Source organism: Streptomyces sp. ID05-26A (genome assembly GCF_033794685.1).
In the GTDB taxonomy this organism is placed as follows: domain Bacteria; phylum Actinomycetota; class Actinomycetes; order Mycobacteriales; family Pseudonocardiaceae; genus Lentzea.
The window spans coordinates 999,066-1,017,525 of record NZ_JARAYZ010000001.1 but is presented as its reverse complement, the minus strand read 5'-3'; the positions used below and the strand labels follow the sequence as shown (position 1 = coordinate 1,017,525).

The following is an 18,460-nucleotide window of genomic DNA, read 5'->3' as shown; positions in this document are numbered from 1 at the left end:
CTATGGCGAAGGGGCCGCACCCTTGAAGAGTGCGGCCCCGGTCTCGCTCGAGAACTACTTGGCCATGTCGAACCAGCTGAAGCCCTCGACCATCTGACGGGTGGTGTCGCTGACGTAGCGGTCGCCGGTGAGCTCCCAGCGCGTCACGGTGCGGTAGGTGCCCGGCTCCAGCGACTCGTCCTCGCGGGTGTTCTCGTCGTCCTTGACCGGCACGTACTCCTTGATGGAGCGCTTGGTCAGGGTGACGTCGAGCGACTCGTAGGAGGACTGGGTGTAGAGGTAGTTGCCCTGGCCGCTGTCGAGCGCGCGGCCCGGGTCGGCCAGCTTGAGCTTGACCGTGCTGCCGTTGAACGAACCGGTCGCGGACACGACGGTGACGATGTGGCCACCGCTGCGCTGCAACGAACCGGTCGTGGGGCCCGCCTTGTAGCGGCCGTACACGAGCTGCAGCGGGCCCTCGTTGAGCTTCTTCGCGAGTTCACCGGCGAAGTCCGGGTTCTCGTGCGTGCTCACGCCACCCGTGGAGGTGGTCCAACCGGCGTCACGGGCGGGCTTGGTGGCGATGTTCCACGCGGTGCGGAGGTTGCCGAGGCTGGTGCCGCCGTCGTACTTCGCGTCGACGCCGATGCGTCCGATCGAGTTGGTGATGACGCTGTAGTCGGCCGGGTCCTTCGGGTTGAGGTTGCCGACCTTGGTGGTCAGCCAGCCGACCGGGGCGTCCTTCTCATGACCCCAGTAGTGCAGGACGTTGTAGAGGGAGGCCGGACCGCAGTACGCGTTGCCGTTGTTCTCCAGGCCGGCGCGGAACTGGTCCACGTCGCTGACACCGCACTTCTTCACGTTGAAGTCCGCACCGGCCAGGTCGGAGGCGCCGACGCACGGGGGCGGCGTGCCGATGATCGGGTCCGCCACGGCGGTGGCGGGAGCGACGACGGCGGTGAGAGCGGCGGCGGCGATCAGAGCGTTGCGGATCATTTCGGTTTCCCCTTCGAGTTCTTGTGTTCCCCTGCGGTGACACAAGATTCGCCGAGGCGAACCCCCAAAGGCATGAGGGGAGATCCCTCAACCCTCGAGCTCGAAAGTTGGGTGTATCAGGCACACCCCCACGTCGCTCTGTACTAGGCAAGGACGCGTGCGAGGTCCCTGCGACCTGCGATTCCGAGCTTCGTGTAGATCCGGCCGAGGTGGTTCTCGACGGTCTTGGGCGTCACGAACAGCTCCTGCGCGATCTCCCTGTTCGCCCGGCCCGCCGCCGCCAGGTCGGCCACGCGCCGTTCGGACGCCGTCAGCGCCTCCGCCCCCACCACGATCTGGCGTCGCGGCCGGTCGCCGAGTGCTTCCAACGCCTCGACCGCGCGCGTTTGCAGCACCGTCGAGCCGCACTTCCCGGCCAGGTCGATGGCCCGGTGCAAGGGCTCGCGGGCGTCCGTCCGGCGCCGGACCACCCTCAGCGCCTCGCCCAGGTCGACCAGCGAACGGGTGAGCTCCAGGCGTGACGGGGACTGCTCCAGCACGGTCACCGACTCGGTCAGCAGTTCCAGCCGTGCGTCGGGGGAGGCGTGCGCGAGCAGCCTCTGAGCCGCGCCGACCTCGGTCGCCGCGCCCCACTTGCGGGCCACTTCGAGCTGCTCGGCGGCCAGCTCCAGCGCGAGTTCCTGCTGGTTGAGCAACAGTGCCGCGCGGGTGGCCACCGCACGCCACGGGATCGTCGGGGGATCGACGTGCACCTGGTGCATCGCGTCGCGCTGGCGGTAGGCCTCGGACATCGCGCGCCGTGCGTCGCCCTCGGCCAGTGCGATCAACGCGCGCACCTCGTGCAGCCAGATCATCGGCATGGTCAGTCGTGCATCGGCGTGTGCGCCGTCGAACGCGCTGATGAACGCCGACGCCGCCGCGACGTCGCCCCGTTCGAGGGCCGCGTACACCGCGAAGTGCGTCGAGGTCGCGCGCAGGCTGATCACCTCGGACACCGGGTCCTCGTGCGCGACGGCGGCCAGCGCGCCCTCGGCCTCCGCCTCGACGGCCTGCATGTTGCCGCAGCGCCAGTTCAGGAACAGCGACGCGTTCGCCACCATCGCGAACTCGATCGGCGACCCGTGCTGGCGGACTTTCAGCCTGGCCCGCTCGATCTCGTGCCGTGCGGTGTCCACGCCGTCGGCGGCCATCAGCGCGAGCAACGCCACCAGCCACGCGACCATGGCGTCCGTGCTGCCCGTCGCGTCGTCGAGGTACGCACCGTTCGCGAGCGCGCGCGTCGCCGTCGTGGCGACCTCGTCGTGCGGCCACACCTCGTAGCGGCCCATCTGGGCGAGGAGGCCGAGCAACGTGCGTTCGTCCGGGGTGCCGCCCGCGAGACCCGCGTAGCCGCTGAGGTGCGTGGACGCGATCTGGCGCTGGCCGGGGAGGAACGAGCGGAAGACCGCCAGCCGTGCTTCGAGGTGCAGCCGCGACTCGCCGTCCGGGCGGGCCTCGATGGCGTCGGTCAGCTCGGCGATCGCCGCTGCCGGACCCTCCAGCGCCGCCGTCGCCGAGGCTGCCGCGGCCACCAGTTCGGCGTCCGGAAGTCCTTGTGCCGCAGCCTTCAGGTGCCGTTGGGCGTTGACCGCGTCGCCGAGTCGCAGCAACGCGCGGCCGAGCTCCGCGCGCAGTCCGGCGTCGTTGGGCTTCTCGTCCACCGCTCGCGCCAGGTGTCCTGCCGCGGTGCGCGGGTCTCCGGCCGAGAGCAACGTCGAAGCGGCCTTCCGCAACACTTCCGCGGCGTTCGGCAGTGTCCCTTTGGGAGCGTGCACGAGATGTGCGGCCACCCGATCGGCCGGCGCGTGCTGTTCCTGCAACGACTTCGCGGCCTTCGCGTGCAGCGAGGCGCGCGCGATCGCCCCCAGGCCGGCCAGCACCGCTTCTCGCACAACGGGATGCACGAACTCCAGGTGCTCACCGGTGACCAGCACGTTCGCCGCCGTCAACGCCTCGACCGCGGCCGGGAGGTCGGTGACCCCGGCCAGTTCGGCGGCCTGCCACGGATCGGTGTGCGTGCCGAGAACGGCGACCGCGCCCGCGAGCGACACGGCTTCGGCGGGCAGCCTTCCCAGCGTGGCGCGGAAAACGGTGCTGGGGCCGAGCGTGCCGACCTTCTCGGCCGTCGCGGCGTCGTCCAGCGGCAGCCCGAGCGCCGCGAGTTCGTCGACCAGGACGCCGGACAGGAACGGGTTCCCGCCGCTGGCCGCGTGCAGGGCGGTGATCACCTCGGCGTGCCCGCCGACCAGCGCGCTGAGCGCGTCCGTGGTGAGCGGGCGCGGCAGCAACCGGTCGGCGGACACGCTCAGCTGCGCGAGCGGCCCGAAGCTGTCCATCGGCGGCCGGGTCGCGACGACCAGCGCGATCGGCAGGTCCGCGATCCGGCGGGACAGGTAGACGAGGAACTGCAGGGACGAGTGGTCCGCCCAGTGCGCGTCGTCCACCGTGATCAGCAGCGGGCGGGTGGAGGAGAGGTCCACCGCGACCCACCACAGGGAGTGCAGCGTGCGTGCGAGCTCGGCTTGGCTGGGATCGAGCGCCGCGTCGTCCAGCGCCTTCAACGCCGCCCCGGACGGCCCGGCCAGGATCTTCTCGCGGACCTCACCGGAGTACCGCGAGATCGACCGCTCGACGAGCTGCCGGACGACGCCCCACGCCATGGCGCTCTCCATGGCGTCACCGACAGCTTGCAGCCGTCCGAACCCGCGCTCCTTGGCCAGCTCACGGCACTCGTGCACGAGCCTGGTCTTGCCGATGCCCGCACGGCCCTCGATGACGACGACGCGACCCTCACCACGGGTGGCTGCGTCCAGAGCTTCGCGAATGTGCGCTATCTCGGAGTCACGTTCAAGTGGTTCGCGCACTGATCGATCGTAGCGGCCGTCTCGCGCGTCACATGCAGGTCATCGGCTGCGCAGAAGGGCGACTTGATGCTCCATTGGAGTGATCGTCATTCCGTGCACTCGATCGCGCTCGTGGCGACTTCGCCTGAAATCGTGACGAACGGCTTTCCCGGAGCGGGGGAGCTGAACGGTGGCTCGACCGGCTCGCTGGAGAACGCGCCGCCGACGGTCATGGCCGAGCGAACCTCGATCGGTCCCTGGAACCTCCTGGCGAACTCCACCACGTCCCATCCGGCGTCCACCTCGATCGACTTGCCGATCTCGCGGGCCAGGGGGACGGCGTTGTCCTTGGTGATCTTCGCGCCGAGCCCGGTGAGGAACGCCCGGTGCCGAAGAGCCCGGTTCTCGTCACCGCCGGACAGGTTGAACCGCTGCCGCAGATACGCGAGTGCCTGGTCGCCCATCAGCGTGTTCTTGCCGGCGGGGAAGTTCGCCCCGCTGTGCGGGTCACTCGTAGCCTTGCTGAGGCAGACCTCGACGCCGCCCACGGCCTGCGAAATCGCGCCGAAGCTGGACATCTTGATCGCGGCGTAGTGGTGAGGCTTCCACCCCGTCAGGTGCTCGGCGGCCTCGACGAGCTTCGCCGGCGACCCCAGTTCGCTGAGTCTCTTCCCCTGGAACTCGGTGTTCCTGGGCAGCGAGACCACGATGAGCGAGCCGTTCTCGCGGAACTGCGCCAAGACGATCGCGTCGGCACGACCGGTGTCGTCGGTGCCGAGCAGCAGCACGTTCTCGATGGTGGGTGTCAGCGCCGTCGCGGGCGGTGCGGCCTCGGTCTTCTTGATTGCCGTCGGGACGACGACGGCGGCGGCCGCGGCGGCGGCGGTCAGCGTGGCGACCCCGACGATCAACCCGAGCGGTTTGCGCTTCTTGGCCTTGTGCAGGTTCGCGAGCACGGTCCGGGAGTCGACGCGCTCCTCGGCTTCAGCTGCGATGGCTTGGCGGATCAGGTCGTTCATGAGTGCACCCCCAGGGTGGCGGACCGGGCGAGTTCGTGCGTGCGCAGCGTCTGCAGCGCACGAGAGAGTTGGCTGCGCACGGTCGATTCCGTGCACCCGAGCACCTGTGCGATCTCCGCGTCGCTGGAGTCCTCGTAGAACCGCATCACCAACGCGGCACGTTGCTTGCGCGGCAGTACTGCGATCCGTGCGCGCATGGCGTCGCGTTCGGCGTGCGCGTCTGCCGGATCGGCCATCGACGGCACGTGCCTGGCGAGCTCTGCGCGTTCAACGGCGATCTCCTTCGCGGCCTTGCGGCGCCGCCAAGACAGGTAATCGTTGGTCACCATGCGCTTCACGTAGAGATAGGGCGCGTCCATTGCCCCGATGCGTTCCCACTTGCCCTGTGCGCGCAGCAGCACGTCCTGCACGATGTCCTGCGCCAGGTGTTTGTCGCAGGTGATCGCGGTGGCGTACCCCAGCAGCCGGTCCAGTCGATCAGCCACGAACTGGTCGAAACCCACGCCGCCCCCTTCCCGTCCTCGGTCGTTTGCGGTCTGGGAAACCCCCTTCACCACCCGATCCGCTGCATCGACTTCACGCGGATGTCTCGGTTCGGACGGATTTCGGTGTGAATCCTTTTCATGTTCACGTCCATGGGTCAGCCTTCACCTCATGCGCATCATCCCTGTGCTCGCGCTGTTGTCGCTGCTGCTCGTCCCCGTCGACGCGGCCGCCGCCCCCAACGGCAACTACTACCTGCAAAGTGCCGTGACCGGCCAGAACGCGGCCGTCTCCGGCTCCTCGGTGCAGCAGCACCGCCCCAAGGGCAACGAGGACCGCCAGCAGTTCTCCTGGAACGGCAGCACCCTCTCCGAGGGCGGCCAGTGCCTCGGCCGCTCCGGCGACGCTGCCCAGATGGTCAGCTGCTCCAGCGCCGACGCCCAGTGGGTCGGCCTGCTCGACGACCAGGACCGCTACCGCTTCAAGGACCCCGGCGCCGACCGCTACCTGATCGCGTCCGGCACCGACCAGGTCCGCGTCGGCACCGGCACCGACACGTGGTTCCTCACCCCGGTCAACCCCGTCCGCGTCCAGACCCCCGCAGACCCGCGCCTGGACGAGATGACGTTCCTGACCTCGCACAACGCCTACGCGAACGGCGTCGACGGCGGGTTCATGTTCGCCAACATCGCCCCGAACCAGTCGCGCGGCATCGTGCAGCAGCTCAACGACGGCGTCCGCGGCTTCATGCTCGACATCCACCAGACCCCCGACGGCGCGATCCTCTGCCACAACAGCTGCACGGCCGTCAGCAGGCCGGTGGCCCTGAACGTCGACGTCCAGCGCATCGTCGACTTCCTGAAGTCACGCCCCACCGAGATCGTCACGGTGTTCCTGGAGGACTACGTCTCCGCCGACGTCCTGCGCTCCGAACTGGCACGCGTCCAGGGCCTCAACGACGTCCTGTTCCGCGCCGAGGGCGTCCGCGAGAACGGCTGGCCGACGCTGTCCCAGATGAGGGCGTCCGGCAAGCGTTTGCTCATCTTCACCGACCACAGCCGCGACGGCCGCGAGAACTCCGGCGTCCTCTACCAGCGCGACTGGACCGTCGAGAACTACTGGTCGATGGGTTCCGGCGCCGGCGCCTCCGACTGGTCCTGCTACTCCCGCTGGGGTGACAAGCCGCTCACCGCCACCGAGACGAACTTCCGCCCGCTGTTCGTGATGAACCACTTCCGCGACGTCCCGATGCAGGGCACCGTCTCGACGGACAACTCGAAGTTCGTCAACCGCGCCCAGCGCTTCTGCGAGCCGGCGGCCCGCAAGACCCCGAACTACCTGGCCGTCGACTTCTACCACCTCAACACGCCGTCGCTCCCGGCCGAACGACACCCGTCCGGCGCCGGCTCCGTCCAGCTCTCGGCTGCCTCGACCCTCTGCCTGGACAACAACAACGGCGGCACCGCCAACGGCAACCCCGTCCAGATCTGGAGCTGCAACAACACCTACGCGCAGAAGTGGCGCGTCGTCGCCGACGGCACCATCGCCATCGCCGGCAAGTGCCTCGACGTCGACAACGGCGGCACCACCAACGGCACGATCGTCCAGCTCTGGCAGTGCAACGGCACGGGCGCGCAGCAGTGGCGCGTGCGGTCCGACGGATCGGTGCAGAACCCGCAGTCGGGGCTGTGCCTGGACAACCCCGCTGCGTCAACGACTCCGGGCACGCGCCTGAACATCTGGAGCTGCAACGGTTCCGCGGCCCAGGCCTGGAAGTTCCGCTAGACCTTCCTGCCGATGCCCACGTAGACGTCCTCCGGGCCGCCTTCTCCGGCCGGGCCGAGTTCCGGGTGCCAGTTCGGCGCCGGGACGACGCCCGGCCGGAGCACGTCCAGGCCGGCGAACATCGGCTCGAACTCCGTGAGCGCGCGGAAGTACATGGGGTCGCGGCTGTGCTTCATGGCCTCGACGACGCCGCCCATCTCGTCCGGCTTGAAGTCGGCCGTGAGGTGCGAGAGGGCGATGAGGCTGCCGGACGGCATGGCGTCGCGGTAGCGGGCGACGACCTCGGCCGGGCCCTTGTCGTCCGAGACGAAGTGCAGCACGGCGACCATGAGCAGGCCGACGGGCTTCGAGAAGTCGATCAGGTCCTTCACGACCGGATCGGACAGGACGTCGTCGGGGCGGCACATGTCCGCCTGCACGACGCCCGCGTTCTCGTTGCCCTCCAGGATGAGCTGGCTGTGTGAGACGGCCACCTCGTCGTAGTCGACGTACACGACCCGTGCGTCCGGATTCGCCTGTTGCACGATCTCGTGGACGTTGCCGACCGTGGGGATGCCCGAGCCCAGGTCGAGGAACTGCGTGATGCCCTGCTCCATCATCAGCAGGACGGCGCGGCGCATGAAGGAGCGGTTCGACGCGGCGATCGCACGGCCGTCGCGCAGGATCTGCAGCACCTTGTCGCCGACCATGCGGTCCGACGCGAAGTTGTGGCCACCTCCCAGCAGGAAGTCGTAGACGCGCGCTGCGCTGGGCACGTCCGTGTTGATTCCTGCGGGGACCCACGAGAAAGGCTCGGCCATGCCGCAGAACTTACTCGCATGCGCGCACGTGTGTAGCGGCCCGGATCGGGTGAAAGCGTCATCCCGCCCGCGCGAAACCGGCCGAAACCTGCTCTGCCAGCACAGATGCGCCGGCCGCGCGGGCTTCCCTGCCGAGGCGCCGCAGTTGGTCCTCGGCGCGGCTCGATCGGAGATTCCGCGCTGACGCCACGGCGTCTCCGGCGAACTCGGTGGCTGCGGCGACGTCGCCCAGCGCGAGATGGTTGCGGGCCAACGCCGTCAGCGCGAGAGTGCGTGCCCGGCCCTCGGCGTACGTGCCGACCTTCGTCGCCAGTGCGGCGATGGCCTGGGGCGGATCGTCCAACGTGCACCGGTCGGCCCACGCGTTGTGCGCCGCCACGAGACCGAGCTGGAAAGCCTTCAAAGCGTCGTCAGGTGCGTTGTGGTGCAGGAACATCCGGCCGGCACGCGTCAGGACGGACGCGATCAGTGACTCGTTCTCGGCCTGCCGCGCGAGCGTCAGCGCATGGGCGAAGTGCGGGAGCGCGGTGCCGGGCTGCCCGCTGTCGAACGCCGTCCAGCCCGCCAGTTCGCAGACCTCGGCGACGGCGGTCCACGTGGAATCGTCGACGACGATCATCGGTTCGACGTCGGCCAGGTGTTCCAGAACCGATGTGTGGCAGGCGATTCCGCCGTACCGCTGGTCCAGCGCGCGCAACGCCCGCGTGCGCGTCGCGATCACCTCGGCGGAGACACGACGGGACGGCATTCCGGACGGGACCCAGTCGAACGTCGGCGCACCCACCATGATCCGGGCCGCGTGCTCCAGAAACCGTTGATGCGACTCGGAGTCCTTCCGGACCATCTCCTCGGCTTCGGGAAAGCCGTCGGCAACGGCGGCCTCGCACCACCGCGCGGCCTCGGCTTTCTCGCCGAGCTCGAACAGTACGTGCGCCAGCCTCACGGCACCGTCTCCGAGGCGTTGGTCGGCGACGACCCGGAAGTGCACGGCCGCCTCCCGCAGCCGCCCGGCTCGTTCCGCGGCCTCGCCCAGGCGGTACTGGTGCTCGACGGCCTCGTCGAACTCGAACCGGTCCAGCAGCTCACTCATCACTGCCTCCGAGGATCCGCCGCAGCTCGGCACGGCCGCGGGTGAGGTGCGTGCGCACGGTCGACTCGCCGACCATCAGCACGCCGGCGATCTCACTGACCGAATAGCCGAGCAGGTGGTGCAACGCCACGGTCTCGCGATGCCTGGGGGAGAGTTCGCGCACCGCGGCGTGGAGTGTCTCCGCCTCGAAGGCCGGCTGCACGACCTCCGGCACCTCGGCCAGTGGCGTCTCGTGGTCGTGTTGCTGCCGGCGTCGCATCAGCCGTATCGCGACCTTGAGCACCCATGCCTCGGGTTTGTCGTACGCGTGGATGTCGCTCCATCGGTGCTGCGCGATCAGCAACGCGTCCTGCGCGATGTCCTCGACCACGCGGTTGTCGCAGCTCAAAGCCGTGAGCGTCTTGGTGACCACGGGCAGGCACCGGCGGAAGAACTCCGCGAAGCCCAGATCCGGTGCGCTCAACGGCCTTCCCTTCAGCGTCCGCTCGTGTCGTTGACCGCCTGGAGGCGACCTTCACCGGTTACAGGCGCTGAAACCAGCAAAGGCTGACAGAGAGGAGGGAATTCACCCGTTCGGAGGCCCTAGGGGAGCAGGTGGCGGAAGGCGGCGACCAGCAGCATGCGTTGTTGGTCGACGTCCAAGCCTTCGTCGATCTCCTCGTCCTGGTGGAGTTCCTTGGTGTTGTGCGCGCCGCGCCCGCCGTACGACTCGACGCGCACGGCGATGTCCACCACGTCCGATGCCAGTTCCACAGTGGACTCGTCGGCGGGGATCGGTTCGTTCTGCTGGTACAGCTCGTAGGTGAACCGCATGCCGATCGTGCCGTCGAACGTGACCTGCTCGGTCGGCAGCTGCAGCGCGTCGAACACCGACCGGTACAGCGAGGTGCCGGTGAGGTGCAGCGGGGTCATCACGACGTGCGTGGTGCCGAGGTCGTGGCTGCGCACCGAGATCGCGACGGTCGGGCCGTCCGGCGTCGGCGGGACCGGTTGCGGGAACACGGGAAGCTCCGACTTGCGGTCCGAGCGCCAGATCGCGACGAGGCGATCGGCGGCGTCCACGAGGTCGATGTGCTTGCGCGGAGCCAGGAGGGGCGGCAGCGGTTCCTCGTCCAGCCGCACGATGAACAGGAACGCCCGCCGGCGTGTCATCTCGAAGTTGAACGCCGCTGTCCACTCCGTCGCGGTCAGTTCGCGCTGAGGTGTGTTCGCCGACCACAGCAGGACATAGTAGTCGGAGGTGGCCAGGGCCTCGTCGATGGCGGTGGCGACGTTGTCACCGGGCGTGCTCTCGTTCTCGTCCAGGTACGCGTTGACGTTGCGGGACTCCAGCTCGGCACGGAGTTGCTCGGCGTGTGCGCGGTCCTTTCCGGCGAACGACAGGAACACCTTGGGGCGGGTTTCGAGCGGCACGGGGTCTCCGTTCTTCCTCAGTCTTCTGCGCAGCGGGCCCGCTGAGGTCTGATGGCCCGCGTCGCCGTGCAGGGACCAGCACGCCCAGTCGGCCGGGTGCCGGTCGGCGACTTCTCGCAATGCGTGTTGCAGAGCGCGATCCCGGGGGAGAGCGGCGAGGTGGCGGCCGAACGCGTCGAGCACCTTCCGCGCGGTCCCCCCGTCGGCCTGCCAGCGGGCGGAGACGACCGCTCCCGCCCCCGCCGTACGGGCCGCGCGGACGACGCCGGGCTCGCAGGCACCGAGCACGACCGTGCCGCACGCGCTGAAGTCCATCTTTCCCAACGCTTCCACGGACACCCGTTCGTCACTGAACTGCAGCCACGACTGAGCGGGGTTCATGCGGTCGTGGGCGCTCTTGGCGTCTAGGCGGATGCGGCGGGCACGGCCTTCGCCGAGAGTTCGCCGTAGCTCGGAGGCTGTCGCGCAGACCGTTGTCTCGTCGCCCCTCTGCCGGTGGGAGCTGCGTTGCAGGGGCCGCAACGTCGACAGGTCCGGCAGGGTGGAGAGCGCGTAGGTCGTGCCGAGGAAGACGGTCGTGCCGGGGACGGGCAGGCCGGCCAGCGGGACGTCCGCGAACACTTCGTCCGCCACCACGACGATCCTGCGTGCCTTGGCCGGCAGGGCCGCGACGACGTCCGCCAGTCCGATCAGTCCGGCCAGCTCGGTGAGCAGCGCGCCGAGGATCGCCTTGTCGTACTTGGGTTTCCACGCCCTGAGCCGGCGGATCGTGTCGGTGAGGTCGCCGATGTGGACCGAGGTCGTCACGTGCGTGATCCCGCGACCGATGATCACGTGGTGGAGCTGGTCCGGTGTCGCGTGCGTCATCCACACGACCTGGTCGCGCGGCAGGTGCCTCGTCGTCCCGGCGAGCCAGCGCCTGGCGGCCGCGAGGTCGGCGAAACCGGGGAGATCCCGAGGCTCCTCCCGGGCCGCCTCGACGGCGACCACCAGCCCCGCCAGCGCTTTGCGGCCGTCGCGCCGAGCCCGCCGGGCCGCCGCGCGCACCCGGCCGTCCCGCACGTCAGGGGCCGCGCGCAACATCCGGAGCTTGACGCTGGGGCTGTCCCGGTGGTCCGCGATGGACTCCTCGACGCGGTGCGACTCGGCCCAGTGCCGGGCGGCCAGGTCCTCATGGCCCGCGTCGGCGAACGTGTCGCCGAGCTTGCGCAGGGCCAGCGCGGTGAGTTCGGTGTGACCCGCCCTGCTCGCGATCTCGAAGTGCCGCGCGGCCTGTTCGAGCTGCCCCTGCGCGTACGCGAGTTCGGCGGCGGTGAGGTGCCACAACGGCGAGTTCCCCTCGCCCAGCATGCCTTCCGCCTTGAGCAGTTCGTCCTCGGCGATCAGGCGGCGCACGTGGCTGAGCCGGCGTTCGGGCCGGAGCGTCCTGGTCGCGTCCGGGAGCTGCGAGATCACCTCAGGGCCGGCCGTGGCGGCCAGCAGCGGGAAGAGCCTGCGCGCCGTGCCCGCCTGCCGGGTCATGACGAGCAGCACCGTCAGCTCGTACAGCACGGCGAACCTCAGCGCGGGTTCGATCTGGTAGCTGGTGACGCACCTCGTCATCAACGCCAGCGCTTCCTCGTACCGGACCTCACGGCGGAGCGCGGCGGCGTGCTGCAGGAACTCGGCCGGGGCGCGGGGAGTCCGGGTGCGCAGCCGCGAGACGCGCGTGCCCCTGCGCACGTCCAGCAGGAGCCGGTCCCGGCCGATGTGCTCGAGGTGCTCGGGCCGGCCGGCGCGGCGGAAGTGGCGTTCGGCGGCGTCGAGCTCGCTTTCCGCGGTGGGGTAGTCGTAACGGTCCGCGGCGGCGAGCGCGGCGACCCTGGCGAGCCGGGCCTGTTCCAGTTCGGTGAGGGTGAGCTTGCGCAACTCGCGCACGTCCTGCTCAGCCGCGACGTGATCCGTTGCGGCACTGCGGATCTGGGCCCGGAGGATCCTCAGCGAGGTGTCGTTGCCACCCATCAGGTACTCGTCGCACCGGCGCGCGGCCCTGGCGATGGCGCCGAGCTCGAGCAGGGTCGCGCAGTGGTCCTGGGCGACGGCCGGACTGATCTTCGCGGCCCTCCCGTAGGCGAGGTCGACGCCCAGGACGTTGCCGCGCAGGGCGGCGGACCTGGCGGCCTTGACCGCGTCCGCGAGTGGGGTGCCGGGTTCGAAGTGCATTCAGTCCCCGCAGCTCCCTCGTCCGTCCTTTGTGGACGTTTGGCTGCGCTGTCCGGCTCCGTCCTGGCTGACTTCCGGCCCTGGCTGGTTCTGTTGGTCCCCGGGAAGTTCGCCGTGGCGAACCTCCAGCGCGGACAAGCGTTTCGCGTCGGCCGCGAATGACGTCACACTGCCCGCGGCCGCGACGAGCACAGCCGCGACCAACGCGATGAGAAGCCTTCGTGGGCGCATGCACGATCCTCCGTGCGTCGCAGATTAACGATCCAGACGGCCCACAGATCGTTTGTCCACTTTCTGTCAACGAACTGCTCAAACGATCTTGTCGGTGCTCCTCGGCACACTGGATCCACCACCGATCCGAGGAGACCACCATGTGCTGGGACTGCGACCACCCCGCCGACCGCATGCAGGAACACCTGGCCACCCTGCGCCGCTGCATCGACGTCCGAGGCTGGGCCGTCCAGGCGATCGAACGGGACAGGGCCCACCCGCCCTGGGCCTACACCGTCGGCCTGACCCCACGAGGCCTCCCCGAACTCGTGGTGACGGGCATGGCCGTGCTGGAAGCGGGCCGCCTGCTCGACGACATGGCGGAGCACCTGGTCCACAGCGGCCTGCCCACCCCCGGCCACCGCTTCACCGTGCCCGGCGGTCCGCTGCTGGAGGTCGTCCGCGTGGCGCGCCCCTGGGCCCACCTGCTGGTGTCCGCGCGGCTGTACGGCGAGGGCATCGAGGCCCTGCAGCTCGTGCACGCCGACGAGTCCGGGTGCTGGCCTTGGGACCGCTCCTACGAGGGCGTGGTGGGAGGGCAGCCGGTGCTGGGGGTGAGAGCGGGGCCGCCGGGCGGGTGAGCCGGCGGGGGTGAGCCCGTTGCCGGGTCGGTGACCGGTCAGGCCGGTGGGTGCTCACTGGCTACCGGGTCTCCACCGGCGCCGTCGGCTCGCGCCACTGCGGGGTTGTGGCGCTCCGGGCCCCTGGTGGCTGCCCGCGAGGGCACGGCTCGCGAGCCTGCGAGACACCTCGCCCCCGACGCCGCAACCGGCCGCTCGTCACCGGCCGGAGGCTCACCCCACCGCCCGGCCGTTTGCCGTCTCTCCCCACCTCCCGGCCGTTTTGTCTCACCCCACCGCCCGCCCGCCTGCCGCCTCACCCCACCGCCCGCCCGATCCGCTCACCCACCCCCCGCAGGTGCTCCACCAGTTCATCGGGCCCGTGCACCACGAAGTCGCACCCGAGCAAGGTCAGCCGGAACGCGAGGTAGTCCACGGTGTCCTCGACGCTGTGCCAGGAGCAGGACCCGTCGCCGACCGCGGCCAGATCCCCGGCGAAGTCGGCCAGCCGCGCCCGTGCGAGCTCCACCGGCAACCGCAGGGTCACCCGTGCCCGGAAGGTCGGCGCCGAGTCGTACATCTTCCGCGTCACGAACTCCGTCGCGTCCCCGCCGGGCGGCACCCGCTGTGCGAAGCGGGCGCCGGTGGCCAGCGCGGCGGAGACGCGGTCCAGCCGGAAGATCCGCCAGTCGTCCCGTTCCACGTCGAAGGCGAGGAGGTACCAGCGCCGGCCCAGCGCTACCAACTGAATGGGCTCCACGTGCCGCTTCGACACGACGTTCTCGTTGGCCACATACCCGAACCGCACCCGCTCGCGAGAACCGATCGCGCCGGCGATCACGGTCAGCTGTCCGGGGTCGACCAGCGAGGCGTACGTGGCCGCGCCGGGTGCGGTGGCCGAGGTGAGCGACGCGACTCGGCGAGCCAGCCGGGGTGGCAGCACCTGCTGCAGCTTCTCCAGGGCGCGCAGTGACGCCTCGGCGATGCCCGCCACCGGTTGGCGGGCGGCGGTGCGCAGGCCGACCGCGATGGCGACGGCCTCGTCGTCGTCGAGCAGCAGCGGTGGCATCGCCGTGCCCGCGACGAGCCGGTACCCGCCGAGCGACCCCATCGAGGCCTCGACGGGATACCCGAGGTCGCGCAACCGGTCGACGTCGCGCCGCACGGTCCGTGGCGTGACCTCCAGCCGTGCCGCGAGTTCGCTGCCGGGCCACTCGCGCGGTGTCTGCAGCAACGACAACAGGCGCAACAACCGGGCCGCATCACTCATGCCCCCAACCTAGCCCGGAACTAGGACCGAACTCGTCCTACATGCGCCATACGGTCGCTCCATCGAGCAAAGGGGAGACCGCATGAACGTCGTGCCCGAGGGCTACCACACCGTGACGCCGTGGCTGATCAGCCGAGGCCGGACGGCCGAGCTGATCGACTTCATCACCGACGTGTTCGACGCGACCGAACTGGGCCGCGTCGGTGAGGCGCCGGAGATCGGTCACGCGGAGGTCCGCATCGGCGACTCGGTCGTGATGCTGTTCGACGTGCCCGACTGGCCGTCCACGCCCGCGTTCCTGCGCCTCTACGTCGCCGACGACGCGACCACCCTGAAGCGCGCGGTGGCCAGGGGCAGCAGGCTCGTCACCGAGCCCACCGAGCTGTTCTGGGGTGACCGGATCAGCCGGTTCGCCGACCCGTTCGGCAACCTCTGGTGGGTGCACCAGCGGGTCGCGCAGCCCACCGCGGACGAGCTGAACGCCAGGATGACCGATCCGGTGTTCGTCGAGGCCATGGCCTACGTGCAGAGCGCGGACTTCACTCCGCGGACGTGACCCGGTCCCGTTCGTCCGCCGTCAGCGTCGGCTCCGGCGACTCCGACCGGGGCCCGCGCAGGGTCGCCCAGATCATCTTGGGGCTGAGCAGGTTCGCCATCGGCGCCGACAACGTGAACGCCTCCAGGAACGCCCGAGTCACCGGAGCCTCAGTTGTCGCCGTGCGCACCAACCGGTCCACATAGCGCTGCAACACCCGCCCGGCCAACGGCAACGGCTTTCCGACCGCCCCCGGATAGAGGATGTCCTGGTTGGTGGCCATCGCCCAGGCTCCGTCGACCACCTTGCCGATGCCGCGCTGGATCTGCTGCGCGGAGTGCCCGGCCGCAAGACCGGCGTCCAACGCCAGGGCGCTCTGCGCCGCGATCGACATCCCGTGCCCGTAAACGGGGTTGTACGTGGCCACCGAGTCACCCAGCGCCAGCAAACCGCGAGGCCACGACTTCAAGCGCTCGAAGAACATCCGCCGGTTCGCGGTGCTGTGCGAGCCGTACACCGGGGACAGCGGCTCGGCCGAGGCGATCAGTTCGCCGACGACCGGGTTGCGCACCGACCGGGCGAACGCGACGAACTCCGACTCGTCGGTCGTCGGCTCGCCCCCGCGCGTCCCGGACAGGGTGACCAGCCACCTGCCGTCCTCGATGGGCAGCAGCGTCGCCGTGCAACCGGGGAACGGATCGCGCGGGTTCGCCTGCACGTTGACGATCGGGAAACCGGACGCCGCAGTCGGGGGTGCCTGGAAGATCCTGGTGGCGTAGGCGAGTCCGGAGTCGACGCTCTCGGACACCACCTCGGGCAGCCCGAACTCGACCAGCCACGCGGGCAGCCGCGAGCCGCGCCCGGTCGCGTCCACGACCAGGTCGGCCTCCAGCGTCACCTGCGAGCGCGAGACCCGGTCCTCGACCAGCACCCCGGTCACCGCGTGCCGGTCGCCGAGCAACGACACCGGCTCGGTCCCGGTCAGCACCGAGATCTTGTTGTCCCGCAACGCCTGACCGCGCACCACCCAGTCCAGCAGTGAACGGCTGCACGAGACGATGAACTGCATCTCGGGGAACCGCGGCACCCACCCCTGCGCGCTCAGCGACACCAGGTCGTTCGGCACGCCGACCCGGTGTGCGCCGGCGGCGACCAGCGCGTCCAGCGTGCCGGGCAGCAGCGTCTCGATCGCCCGTGCGCCACCGGACATCAGCAGGTGCGCGTGCCGGGCCTGGGGCACGCCGGACCGCGGCGACGGCCCGTCCGGCAGCTTGTCGCGCTCCACCACGGTGACCTCGTCCACGTGCTTGACGAGGACGGACGCCGCGAGCATGCCCGCGAGTCCACCGCCCAGGACCACGGCGTGTGTGGGTGCCATCTAATCCATTCCCCCTGCTGCTTCCACGCGGGCGTCGGCGACGGCGGCGTCGACTATCGGCGAGTGCTGGTACGCACGCGAGATCCGGACCCACCTGTCGTGCTCGGCGGCGAGATCGGTGCCGTCGACGATCACGGCGGCGGGACGGCGCTGGGGAGCCCGCGAACGGCCGTCGGACGACCCCGCGGCACGGAGCTGGGCGGCCTCCACGACGGCGGTCAGTTCGTCCGTGGGCAGCGAGGCCTTGCGCGCCAGGGACGTCGCGGCCTCGCCGACGGTCAGGTCGAAGTACGGCGTCAAAGCCCAGCGCCAGTCGTTGAGTTCGATGATCTGCCGCCGCACGCGGTGGTGCGGGTTGAGGAACTTGCCCGGCGCCACCAGCACGATGCCGGGGTTCACGTGCACCAGCGCGCGGTGCAACGGCCGCAGCGCGAAGTACGTGCGCCAGCGCCTCACCCACAGCGAGGGAGACGGGCGGCGCGGCCCGAAGACCGGCAGCGCCATCGCGATCACCAGCGGGATCATCGACAACGACGCCATCAGCGGTGCGGTCGTGCTCAGCACGTCGAAGCTGCGCTCACCGGCCCAGTCCATCAGCAGCACGAACAGCTTGATGACCGCGAACGCCATGGGGAACAACGCCGCCGAGCAGTACCAGCGCAACCCGAGACGGAGCCACGGCCGTGCGGAGATCGCCTCGTCCCGCGAACCCTGCCAGCAGTGGTAGGCCTGCCCGCCACAGCCGACCATCGTCGCGGCGAAGTAGATGAACAGGAACACCGCGATCGTCGGCTGCGTGGCGTAGAACGTGTCGAAGTCGACCTGGCGCTCCTCGCCGACCTCGGACTTGAAGAACAGCACGACCATCGCGGCGACGATCGTGCTGTAGCTGACGACGATCAGCCGGACCCGTTGCCACGCCTGGGCCGCCGGGTACCGCCAGTACAGCACCAGCGCGAACGCCGAACCGGCGAAGCAGACCACCAGGCTGTAGACCACCAGGGCGGCGAAGTTGGGCACGCCGCTCGTCCGGTTGATCCAGCTGATGTTCGCGGGCGCCGCGAAGAGCAGGGCGAACGCCGAGAAGAACACGGTGGAGATCAACGCCACCACGCGGGGACTGCCCCAGCTCGACCGCAGCGAGCGGATCTTGTACGCGAGGAGGAACAGGCCGACGATGCCGCACGAGAGGTAGATCAGGTTAAAGATCGCCACGACGCACCCAGCGAGATCTTCCCTCGAGCGACTCGGCCACCCGCCGCACGTGCGCGGGCTCCTCGGTCGCGGCGGTGTCGGCCCACACCCGGTGCTCCGTCAGTCTTTCCAGCAGGTGGTCGGCGAGGTTCTCGGCCTCGCGCTCCTCGTCCTCGGTCAGCGTCGTCCGCCCGGCGATGATCTTCGCCATCCGCGGCAGCAGGTGCGGCGCGAGCCGGCGCATGCCCTCGTCCCGTGTGAGCGCGACGGGCTGATGCTCGAGCAACACGTGCGCGAACTCGTGCAGCAGCACGTGCAGGCGGTGGTACCAGGACGGGGAGTCCGCGCAGATGACGAGGTACGTGCCGTTCTCCAGCAACGCGGTCGCACCGCTCAGGCAGACCGCGTTCGTGATGGCGGCGAACCGGACGTCGACGGCACGCCCCAGTCGTTCGCTCATCAGCTCGCAGACCCTGCGGCTGGCTTCCTGGTGCGTGGCGTCGGGCGGCAGGCCGAGGTCCCGGGCGACCTCGTCGACCAGCTTGCGCAGTTTCCTGCGGTTCACCCGTCGCCTCCTCTCGATGTCGTCTGCAGCGGTCCAGGC

General features: G+C 70.0%; 14 protein-coding genes and 2 pseudogenes. 4 read left to right on the top strand and 12 right to left on the bottom strand.

Features of this window, described 5'->3' with window-relative positions; all coding sequences use genetic code 11:
• Positions 1–54: 54 nt before the first annotated feature.
• The 4 genes from PV646_RS04945 to PV646_RS04930 form a co-directional block, all read right to left on the bottom strand.
• Positions 55–975 carry a hypothetical protein gene (locus tag PV646_RS04945; protein ID WP_500340259.1) on the bottom strand — a complete coding sequence of 307 codons (921 nt, stop codon included), beginning with the start codon at positions 973–975 and terminating at the stop codon, positions 55–57.
• A gap of 143 nt (positions 976–1,118) precedes the next feature.
• Complete coding sequence (locus PV646_RS04940; protein WP_500340258.1) at positions 1,119–3,878, bottom strand: helix-turn-helix transcriptional regulator; 2,760 nt, start codon at positions 3,876–3,878, stop codon at positions 1,119–1,121.
• Positions 3,879–3,964: 86 nt separating this feature from the next.
• Entirely contained in the window at positions 3,965–4,876 is a 912-nt protein-coding gene (locus PV646_RS04935) for an LCP family protein (RefSeq protein WP_500340257.1), read from the bottom strand.
• Positions 4,873–5,379 (bottom strand): SigE family RNA polymerase sigma factor, encoded by a 507-nt coding sequence (locus PV646_RS04930; protein WP_500340256.1) that lies wholly within the window; start codon positions 5,377–5,379, stop codon positions 4,873–4,875. The genes PV646_RS04935 and PV646_RS04930 overlap by 4 nt, the downstream gene beginning before the upstream one ends.
• Before the next feature lie 151 nt (positions 5,380–5,530).
• Between PV646_RS04930 and PV646_RS04925 the strand changes: the two are divergent.
• Together PV646_RS04925 and PV646_RS04920 are read left to right on the top strand one after the other, a co-directional pair.
• A pseudogene (locus tag PV646_RS04925) lies at positions 5,531–6,733 on the top strand (PI-PLC domain-containing protein); the annotation flags it as partial.
• Between the two features lie 42 nt (positions 6,734–6,775).
• Positions 6,776–7,144 (top strand): annotated as a pseudogene (locus PV646_RS04920) (ricin-type beta-trefoil lectin domain protein); the annotation flags it as partial.
• Here the strand turns inward: PV646_RS04920 and PV646_RS04915 are convergent.
• From PV646_RS04915 to PV646_RS04900, 4 genes are all read right to left on the bottom strand, one after another.
• Positions 7,141–7,944: an SAM-dependent methyltransferase gene (locus PV646_RS04915; protein ID WP_500340255.1), complete on the bottom strand. Its 804-nt coding sequence runs from the start codon at positions 7,942–7,944 to the stop codon at positions 7,141–7,143. The pseudogene PV646_RS04920 and the gene PV646_RS04915 overlap by 4 nt on opposite strands.
• A 58-nt stretch (positions 7,945–8,002) precedes the next feature.
• Positions 8,003–9,034 (bottom strand): tetratricopeptide repeat protein, encoded by a 1,032-nt coding sequence (locus tag PV646_RS04910; protein ID WP_500340254.1) that lies wholly within the window; start codon positions 9,032–9,034, stop codon positions 8,003–8,005.
• The gene (locus PV646_RS04905; RefSeq protein ID WP_500340253.1) at positions 9,027–9,497 is read right to left on the bottom strand and encodes an RNA polymerase sigma factor; all 471 of its coding nucleotides are present in this window, start codon (positions 9,495–9,497) and stop codon (positions 9,027–9,029) included. The genes PV646_RS04910 and PV646_RS04905 overlap by 8 nt, the downstream gene beginning before the upstream one ends.
• A gap of 119 nt (positions 9,498–9,616) precedes the next feature.
• Positions 9,617–12,649: a TIR domain-containing protein gene (locus PV646_RS04900; protein ID WP_500340252.1), complete on the bottom strand. Its 3,033-nt coding sequence runs from the start codon at positions 12,647–12,649 to the stop codon at positions 9,617–9,619.
• 371 nt (positions 12,650–13,020) lie between these two features.
• On the opposite strand from PV646_RS04900, the gene PV646_RS04895 reads away from it, so the two are divergent.
• Complete coding sequence (locus tag PV646_RS04895) at positions 13,021–13,500, top strand: DUF4262 domain-containing protein (protein WP_500340251.1); 480 nt, start codon at positions 13,021–13,023, stop codon at positions 13,498–13,500.
• A gap of 295 nt (positions 13,501–13,795) precedes the next feature.
• On the opposite strand, the gene PV646_RS04890 is transcribed toward PV646_RS04895, so the two are convergent.
• Positions 13,796–14,749 carry a helix-turn-helix transcriptional regulator gene (locus PV646_RS04890; RefSeq protein WP_500340249.1) on the bottom strand — a complete coding sequence of 318 codons (954 nt, stop codon included), beginning with the start codon at positions 14,747–14,749 and terminating at the stop codon, positions 13,796–13,798.
• Positions 14,750–14,831: 82 nt separating this feature from the next.
• On the opposite strand from PV646_RS04890, the gene PV646_RS04885 reads away from it, so the two are divergent.
• Positions 14,832–15,305, top strand: a complete 474-nt coding sequence (locus PV646_RS04885) for a VOC family protein (RefSeq protein WP_500340248.1) — start codon at positions 14,832–14,834, stop codon at positions 15,303–15,305.
• On the opposite strand, the gene PV646_RS04880 is transcribed toward PV646_RS04885, so the two are convergent.
• From PV646_RS04880 to PV646_RS04870, 3 genes are read right to left on the bottom strand one after another with little or no spacing between them, the layout of a single operon-like run.
• On the bottom strand, positions 15,289–16,662 hold the full coding sequence (locus PV646_RS04880) for an FAD-dependent oxidoreductase (protein ID WP_500340247.1): 1,374 nt from the start codon (positions 16,660–16,662) through the stop codon (positions 15,289–15,291). The genes PV646_RS04885 and PV646_RS04880 overlap by 17 nt on opposite strands.
• Positions 16,663–17,877, bottom strand: coding sequence for an MAB_1171c family putative transporter (locus PV646_RS04875; protein WP_500340246.1), 1,215 nt, complete (start codon positions 17,875–17,877; stop codon positions 16,663–16,665).
• On the bottom strand, positions 17,864–18,421 hold the full coding sequence (locus PV646_RS04870; RefSeq protein WP_189154086.1) for a hypothetical protein: 558 nt from the start codon (positions 18,419–18,421) through the stop codon (positions 17,864–17,866). The genes PV646_RS04875 and PV646_RS04870 overlap by 14 nt, the downstream gene beginning before the upstream one ends.
• Positions 18,422–18,460: the final 39 nt, after the last annotated feature.